Here is a 9,513-nt window from a genome sequence, read left to right on the forward strand (position 1 = left end):
GTCCTCTTCATGCCACCCAACGTTGGCTGAGCTATGCCCTGTGTACCCTCCTGGTGTGGCAGCCGGTGTTACCCGCGTTTGCCAACGGCGTGAGCGTCGCCGAAGGCAATACGAAACTCGATCAGGCCGCCAACGGCGTGCCGGTGATCAATATCGCCACGCCCAATCAGGCCGGAATTTCCCACAATAAATACAACGACTTCAACGTGGGAAAAGAGGGGCTGATCCTCAACAACGCCACCGATCGGCTCACTCAGAGCCAGTTGGGTGGTCTGATCCAGAACAACCCCAATCTGCAGGCAGGGAAAGAAGCCCAGGGCATCATCAATGAAGTGGTGGCCCCGAACCGTTCGCAACTGCAGGGCTATATGGAAGTGGCGGGCAAGCAGGCCAATGTGATGGTGGCCAACCCGTATGGTATCACCTGCGACGGCTGCGGTTTTATCAACACCCCGAATGCAACATTGACCACCGGTAAACCGGTACTGGGTGCCGACGGCAGTTTGCAGGCGCTGGAAGTAACCCAGGGGGCGATCAGCATTCAGGGCCAAGGGCTGGATGCCAGCCAGAGCGACAAGTTCGCGCTGATTGCCCGTGCCACCGACCTCAACGCGCAACTGCATGCCAAAGACGCAACCATCACGCTGGGTGCCAACCGGGTGGATGCGCAAGGCAACGCTACACCGATCGCCGGTCAGGGCGACGTGCCAAAAGTGGCGATCGACACAGGCGCCTTGGGCGGAATGTACGCCAACCGCATTCATCTGGTGTCCAGTGAAACCGGCGTCGGCGTTAACCTCGGTAACCTCAATGCCCGTGATGGGAATATCACTCTGGATGCCAACGGCAAGTTGACGATCAATAACAGCCTGACCAGCGGTACGCTGACGGCAAGCGGGCAAAGTATCAGTCTGCTGGGTGATCACAAAGCCGGTCAATCCATCGCGCTGACCAGCCAAGGCGATCTCACCCAACAAGGGGGTACGCTGGTCAGCGACCAGAATATGGTCCTGACCAGTGGCGGGACGTTGCAGGTCAGCAACGGCAAGCTGACCGCCGGAAACGATATCAAGCTGCGCACCCGTGACCTGCTTATAGACGCCAGCAGCCAGGTTGATGCAGCACGCCATATCGATATGACGCTGTTTAATTCTGGGCTGACGCAGGGGCAAACGGTCGCCGGGCAAAACCTCACCCTGAGCGGTGGCGCACTGACAAACAGCGGCACGCTGGCGGCCAATGGGGCAATACAAAGCACCCTCTCCTCCCTCGGAAACAGCGGCACCGTTCAAAGCCTGGGGAACATGACGCTGAACGGCCAATCACTGACCAACAGCGGCAACATACTGAGCGGTGGGGCCTTGACCCTTTCTAGCCAAACGCTGGATCAGGACGGTATTCTGAGTGCCAAAGGGCAAGCCTCTCTCACTATCGGCGGGATGTTGAGTAATGGCACCACCGGTGAACTGTTGAGCGATAGCAGCCTGAGCGTGACAGCGGGAACGTTACAACAAAACGGCCTGCTCTCTGGCGCGAAAGCGCTGACCCTCAACGGCGATACGCTGTTCACCGGGGCAGACTCTACCACGATCAGCCAGGGCAACATCACTGTAAACGCGGGGAATGCCACATTAGGCGGAGAATGGAGCGCCGGGGGAGATCTGGCGCTGCAGAGCACCACGCTGAACACACAGTCCGGGGCACAGTTACAAAGCGGGGGCACTCTCACCCTCCAGGCCCAGCAAGCCATGCTGGCAGGCACCCAGACCGCCAAAGCGGCCTTGACGATAGCGGCAGACTCCGTGTTACACAGCGGGAAAAGCCATGCGGCAACCCTGGCGCTGAATGCGAAAACCCTCACCAACCCGGGGACCCTGGTCGCCCCCGTCTTGACGATAAACAGCCAAACGCTCACCAACCGCGGCCTGCTGCAGGGCAGCCAGACCCTGCAACTGATCGCCCAACTGATCGACAACCAACAGGGCGGAACCCTGTATACCGCCCATTCGCTGTTGCTGACGGTCCCGACGTTAAAAAATGCGGGGTTGATCACCACCGATCGCGATCTGCAGCTTAAGGGTGAACAACTGAGCAACAGCGGTGAAATCAACGCCGTTAACCTGACGGCGGACTATCAACGCATCGACAACCAGCAGAGCGGTTTGCTGCTGGCCGAGGATCGCCTGTCGCTCACCACGGCGGCATTATCCAACGCCGGGCAGCTGGCGGCGGATCAACTGGTCCTGACCAGCAATAACCTCACCAATAGCGGAACGCTACAGGGCAATAGTACCCTTTCCATCAAGGCTGATGAGGTGGCAAACAGTGGGCGCTTACTCACCGGCGGCACGCTAAGCCTGGCAGCAGAAACCCTGAGTAACGCCGGTATAATGCAAGCGGTCATGATGACGCTGTCGCTGGCCAAACAGTTCAGCAACCAGCAAAGCGGCACCATCAACGCGGCTGAGTCGTTAACGTTAACCACCCCTTTGCTCAATAATGATGGCCTGCTGTCAGCGTCCCGTCTGACGCTCGATACCACCACCCTCTTCAACACCGGAACCCTGCAAGGCAGCAACCAGCTCAGTATCGGGAGCGCTTCGCTGGATAACCAATTGGGTGGCGTTCTGTTCAGTGCCGGGAAATTGGCATTACAAACTGAGTCACTGACCAATGCCGGGTTATTGCAGGGCCAGACGCTGGATCTGTCGACCCAGACGTGGCTCAACAGCGGTAATGCGCTGAGTGAACAAACCGCCGATCTGAACATCGCTCAGGCGTTCACCAATCAGGGGAAAGTGCTCAGCCAGCAAGGGCTGAAGGTTTCCGCCGCTACGCTTGATAACTCAGGGTGGCTGGCGGCCAACGTACTCAACGTGATAGGGAATGTTATCAACCAGGGGCTGTTGCAAGGCAGCCAATCCGTGCAACTTTCAGGTACCCACCTCAGTAACGGCACCACCGGCCAGATGTTGACGGGGGGGACCTTACGCCTCGACGGTCAACAGTTGGTTAACCTGGGTACTCTGCAAGGCCAGCAACTGACGGTCAATGCCCAAAGCTGGCAGAACAGTGGCAGCGCTCAGGCACAGACGCTGCTGACCGCAGATCTTACCGGTGAGTTGACCAACAGCGGTTATTTACTGAGCCAGGATCGCTTTGCCCTCACGGCGGCCAGTATTCTGAATCAGGGTACGCTGGCGGCTGACACACTGACGCTAACCGCACCGCAACTGACCAACAGTGGCCTGCTGCAAGGCAACAGCCATCTGCAACTGGCTATCCCTACCCTCAGCAACCTCGCTAGCGGGAAACTGATCAGCGGCGGCGCACTGGATCTGGCGCTCGACCAACTGGATAACGCCGGGTTATTGCAGGTCAATGACGACTTGTCGCTTACCGGCCAGCAATTTACCAACCAGGGCAGCATTCTGGCCAATAACCTGAGCATCAACGTGCGCGGTGCCTTGGTTAACCAGCAAAACGCTCAACTGGTGGCGCGTGAAAACGCCACCTTCCGCAGCCAATCGGTAGACAACGCCGGGGTGCTGGCGGGCAACAGGCTGACGCTCAACAGCGGTAACGTGACGCAAAGTGGCATCATGCAGGGCAATATCGGGCTGACCCTGATCACCACAGGGCTGAAGGTGCTGGCCGGGGCACAGTTGCTGAGTGGCGGTGAGTTGAAGCTCAACAGCGGCGCGGTCACCAACGCCGGGCTCTGGCAGGCGGATACGCTGACGTTTAACGTCGATAGCCTGGATAACACCGGGTCGATCAACGCGATCTCCAACCTGACCGGTGATCTCACCGATACCCTGCAAAACGCCGGGCAGATCGGCAGCCTGAACACGCTGAGCCTCAACGGCACTCACCTGACCAACAGCGGCAAACTGGTGGCCAATCAGTTGACGCTGGGGGCCAGCACGCTGGGTAACAGCGGATTATGGCAGGGTAGCGAATGGCTTGATGCTCAGGGTGATGTGATGACCCTGGCGACCTCAAGCCGCACCTTGGCCGGAGGACAACTGGCGCTGAATGCCGGGCAACTGACCTCGGAGGGCCTGGCGCAGGGTGGGCAAACCCACATCACCGCCAATAGCTGGCTGAACCGTGGCACCCTGCTGGGAACCGATTCGCTGTCAGTCAACGTCACCAACGAACTGCTGAACGAAGGTTCACTGCTCAGCCAGGGCGATAGCGAGATACAGGCGCAGACGCTGACCAACAGCGGTGCCGTGCTGAGCGAGGGGCGGTTATCCCTGGCGGGGGCTCAGCTAGACAACCAGGGGGCCGTACAGGGCGATACCCTGAGCCTGGCCCAGGCGGTGGTGAATAACGCAGGCACGCTGATCGGCCTGCAATCGCTGACCCTCGGCACTCAGGCGCTGACCGCCCCGCTGTTGACGCTGGTGAACAGCCGCCAGGGCTCCATCCTGACGCAGGGCACACTGACGGTGAACGGTGGCACGATCACCAATGACGGGCAGTGGCAGGGGCAACAAATCCTGTTAAGTGCTCAGCAACTGGAGAACAGTGGCGCGATCCAGAGTGCAGATGCACTGCAAGTGGCCCTGTCGGGGGCGTTGAATGCCGCAGCCAACAGCAAAATCACCGCGAACGGCACGGCGGCGTTACAGGCGCTGTCCCTGACCAACGCCGGGCAATGGCTGGCAAAAAACCTCACCCTGCACGGCAATACCCTGAATAACCAGGGCGACATCAGCGGCGTAGATGGGTTAACGGTCGCCCTGAACGGCGATTTTATCCAGCAACAGGATCGCACCCTGCTGACGGCAGGCACCCTGAAACTGGACGCCGCATCGGTGACCAACTTTGGCCGTCTCCAGGGTAATGACCTGTGGATTAACAGCGGTGCGCTGACCAACAGCGGGCGCATACAAGGGGAAAACGGGCTGACGCTGACCCTGTCAGGCGCGTTGACCAACCATGCCTCGGGGACCCTGCTCAGCCAGAACGCGCTGACCCTCACCACACCGCAGTGGGTTAACAGTGGCCTGATACAAAGCGGTGGCCAGGCTTGGCTAGACGCGGCGATATCTGGATTCAATGACGGTCGGCTGCTTTCAGGCCCTGACCTCACGCTTAACGGCACACAAATCACCAACAACGGCTGGCTGCAAGCCGCCACGCTGCTGCTGAATGCCAATACGATAAATAACAGCGGCACCCTGCTGGCAGAACGGCAGGCCACGTTGACAGGCAGCAGCCTGAACAACCAGGGGACCGTCCAAGGCAGCAGCCTGGCGGTCAGCACCCAGCAACTGACCAACGGCGGGACGCTGCTCGGCACCTCGGGGCTCAGTATCCAGGCTAACCAGGTGGATCAACAGAGCGCGGGGAAACTGTTCAGCGGTGGCGATTTATGGCTGAACAGCGCCAGCTTTGCACAACAAGGCCAGGTAGTGGCGTTGGGTAACTTGACGCTGCAATTGGTGAATGCCTTTACCAGCCAGAATGTGATTGCCGCAGGTCAGGGCCTGAACATCAGCAGCCAGGGGGCGTTGACCAATCAGGGCACGTTGCAGGGGCAGAGCGTTAACCTCGCCACCTACGGCCTCTTGACCAATAACGGGCAAATCACCATCGGGAGCGGGGCCAGTACTCTCAGTGGCAGCGCCATCGCCCTGAATGCCGCCGGAACGCTGCAATCAGGGGGAGATGTTACCCTGAACAGCCAGAGCGATATCATCGTCGGGGGCTTTACCGGCACGCTGGGCACACTGACGCTGAATGCGGCAGGCAGCCTAGTCAACACCGCCCTGCTGTATGCTGGTCACAACCTGTATCTGCTGGCCAACAGCATCAAAAACCTGCGTGGTGATATTCTGGCGGGCAACAGCCTGTGGATGCAGCGCGACATGGCGGGCAACGCCAACGGCGAAGTGGTGAACAGCTCCGGCACCATCGAGACGCAACAGGGCGATATCACCGTCAACACCGCCAGCTTGCTCAATGAGCGTACCGGGTTGAGCTACTCAACCCAGACCCTCGATATGAGTAATACCTACAGTTGGCTGAACAGTGCTTCCGCCTATATCCCGATTGAGGTTTTGGGGCTGGACACCCTGATGCAAAAGAGCGTCACTTCATACTCCACCTCGGGGTCCTGTGGCGGTTCGGCCTGCTTCCTGTATGCCAATAAAACCTATTACTACGTACCCACACCCGGCAACGAAACCCGGCAATTTGCCGTCCGTCAGATCCTGTCACAGGCCTCCGCCGAAGGGGGCAGCGCACGCCTGTCTGCGGGTGGCAACTTAACGGTTCAGGCTAACACCCTTAACAATCAGGCCAGTGTACTGCTGGCAAACGGCGATATTGTGCTGTCGGGTTCCACGCTCAACAACCAGAGTTATCAATCCGGTGCTTACACCGAGTATGCGGTGTTCAACTATATCGATGGCGTCCGTAAGGATGGAAGCATTCCCGGTATTGGCACTGGCCATATTCCTCAACCTGGAACCAGCAAAACCGAAGACACGGTCCGCTATGTTCTGGTGGGCCACACCACGGAAACCACCTCGGATGACAGCTACCGTTCCGTTATCCAAGCAGGCGGCAACGTCACGGCAAACTTCAGTCAGGATATCAGTAACACCAACGCCACGGCCAACGCCGGCAGGGTAAGCAATACCCTCACTGCCCCGGCGCTGAACCCCCTGAGTCAGCAGGCGATCGGCGGTGCCGTAGGGCAACAGACGCTCTCAGCCACTGACAAGGTGGCCGTCAATTCGCCAGCGTGGCAAGACAACCTGCAACATGCCCTGCAACAAATCGCGGGTGGCAGCGGGTTGGAGAACACCACGCCAGAGCTCACCGGATTAGGAACGTACACTGGCAATGGCCTGGGAAATGCCAATTTGGGGGATGGGGCCAGTTTGCAAAACACCTCCACCGGTGGCGCGAACCTGGTCAAGCCTGGTAGCAACGGTTTAAGTCAGTATCAGGGCAAAACGGTCGATACCAGTGCCTATCCCCTGCCCTCGGGTGAGAACGGCTATTTTGTCACCTCGACCGATCCCAACAGCCCGTATCTGATCACCACCAACCCGAAACTGAATGGCCTGGGGCAACTGGATCCGAGCCTGTTTGGCGATCTTTATGCGCTGTTGGGCACCACGCCCGGCCAGGCTCCGCGTGAAACCGGTGCGCAGTACACAGATGAAAACGCCTTTATCGGTTCGGCCTATTTCCTTGAGCGCCTGAATCTCCACCCGGATTACGACTACCGTTTCCTCGGGGACGAGGCCTTTGATACCCGCTACGTCAGCAATTTCCTGCTCAATCAGACCGGGAGCCGCTACCTGAACGGCGTAGGGTCGGATCTGGAACAAATGCAAACCCTGATGGACAACGCCGCCAAGGCGCAGCAGTCCCTGGGGCTGAAGTTCGGTATTTCGTTGACGGCCGAGCAGATCGCCGCACTGGACCACAGCATCTTGTGGTGGGAAGCCACCACCCTCAACGGCCAAACGGTGATGGTGCCGAAGGTCTACCTGTCACCGAAAGACGTGACGCTGAATAACGGCAGCGTGATTTCCGGCAAAAACGTCACGCTCACGGCGGGGAATGTGACGAACAGCGGCAGTACCCTGACCGCACAGAATACCCTGACGCTCGATAGCCAAAACAGCATCAGCAATCTCAATGCAGGCTTGCTCAATGCGGGCGGCAATTTGCAACTGAGCGCGCTGGGGGATATCAATAATATTGGCTCCACCATCAGTGGCAACCGGGTGGCGTTGGAAAGTATCGGTGGCAGCATCAATAACCTCACGCTGGCGGAAACCAACAGCTTCAGTGCCAGAGGGCCCAACGGCGAGTTTGTCGGGTTCACTGACACTACGCTGGGTAATACCGCCTCTATCACCTCGCTGGATTCACTGAGCCTGAGTGCCGGTAAAGACATCCGCTTGACCGGTGCCAACCTGTCTGCCGGTGGCGATATGTGGCTGGATGCCTGGGGGGATATCGCCATCACCGCCAATCAGGTGACCCGTAGCTATGCTCAATCAGGCTTTGGCAAGGACAGCACCCTGAATACCGTTACAGACGTGGCGCGCAGCACGCTGACCAGCGGCGGTGATTTGACGTTGGATGCGGGCCGCGATGTGACCTTGCAGGCGGCAGCGGTGGCAGCGGATAACGACGTCAGCCTGAGCGCCGGGCGCGACGTGAACCTCACTACCCAACAGACCAGCCAGTACAGCGAAAGCAAAAACGGCAAACGTCAGCAGGTAGATGAATCCCTTCGCCAACAGGGTACGGAGATTGCCAGCGGTGGCAACACCACGATCCGTGCTGAACGCGATGCAACCTTGAATGCCGCGCAGGTACAGGCCAGCGGTGACGTGGCGGTGAGTGCCGGGCGGGATATCACGCTCAACAGCGCCACCGAAAGCGATTATCACTTCTTTGAAGAGACCAAAACCAAGAAAGGCTTCCTGTCGAAGACCACCACCCATACGGTGCAGGAAGACTATGCCACGCAGGAAAAAGGCTCACTGCTCAGCGGCAACAACGTATCGTTGTCGGCAGGTAACGACCTGACGGTAAAAGGTTCTGCGGTGGTGGGTGATGGCAATATTAATCTAAAAGCAGGTAATAACGTCGAGATAGTGGCAGCCACCGAAGAGCAATCAAGCTACCGGCTGGATGAGAAGAAAAAGAGCGGTGTGTTCAGCGGCGGTGGGCTGGGCTTCACCATCGGCAGCACCTCGTCACGCCATCAGGTGAACGAAGACGGCACTACCCAGAGTCAGAGTGTGAGCACCATTGGGTCGACCGGTGGCGATGTGAGCATCGTGGCGGGCGGCAAAGCGCATATCGGCGGTGCCGATGTGATTGCCAACCAGAACCTGTCGGTGACCGGCGACAGCGTGCAGATTGACCCTGGGCACGATATCACCCGTCGGGATGAGACCTTTGAGCAGAAGACCAGCGGTTTGACTATCGCGCTGTCTGGTGCAGCAGGCGGTGCGGTGAACACTGCCGTCAACACGGCGCAGCAGGCGCAGAAAGAAACCGACGGTCGCCTGGCAGCGTTACAAGGCACCAAGGCGGCGCTGTCTGGCGTGCAAGCGGGCCAAGCGGTGGCGTTGGAGCAAGCCAAAGGCGGCAATCTCGCCAATACCGTGGGGGTCAGTGCCTCACTGGGGAGCCAGAAGTCCAGCTCTGAGTCCCATTCACAGTCCACAACGGTCACCGGCTCGCGGCTTACGGCAGGTAACAACCTCTCTGTGACCGCCACGGGCAAAGGCCAGACTGCCAACAGCGGGGATATTGTGATTGCGGGTAGCCAACTGAAAGCCGGTGGGGATACCACGCTGAATGCTGAACGCGATGTGCTGCTGAGCGGTGCAGCCAACACCCAGCAGACGACGGGCAAGAACAGCAGCAGCGGTTTTGGCGTCGGGGTCGATGTCTCGACCGCAGGTGTGGCGGTGTCGGCCAACGCCAACAAGAGCCAGGGCTCGGAGAAAGGCAACG

Annotated in this window: 1 protein-coding gene; it reads left to right on the plus strand. The window is 59.0% G+C overall.

All coding sequences use genetic code 11. From position 1 onward, the window contains the following. Nucleotides 1-9,513: two-partner secretion domain-containing protein (locus tag BMI79_RS22545; protein WP_076944383.1), on the plus strand; the 9,513-nt coding region annotated here is incomplete at both ends.

The organism is Serratia oryzae (genome assembly GCF_001976145.1).
Taxonomy (GTDB): domain Bacteria; phylum Pseudomonadota; class Gammaproteobacteria; order Enterobacterales; family Enterobacteriaceae; genus Chania; species Chania oryzae.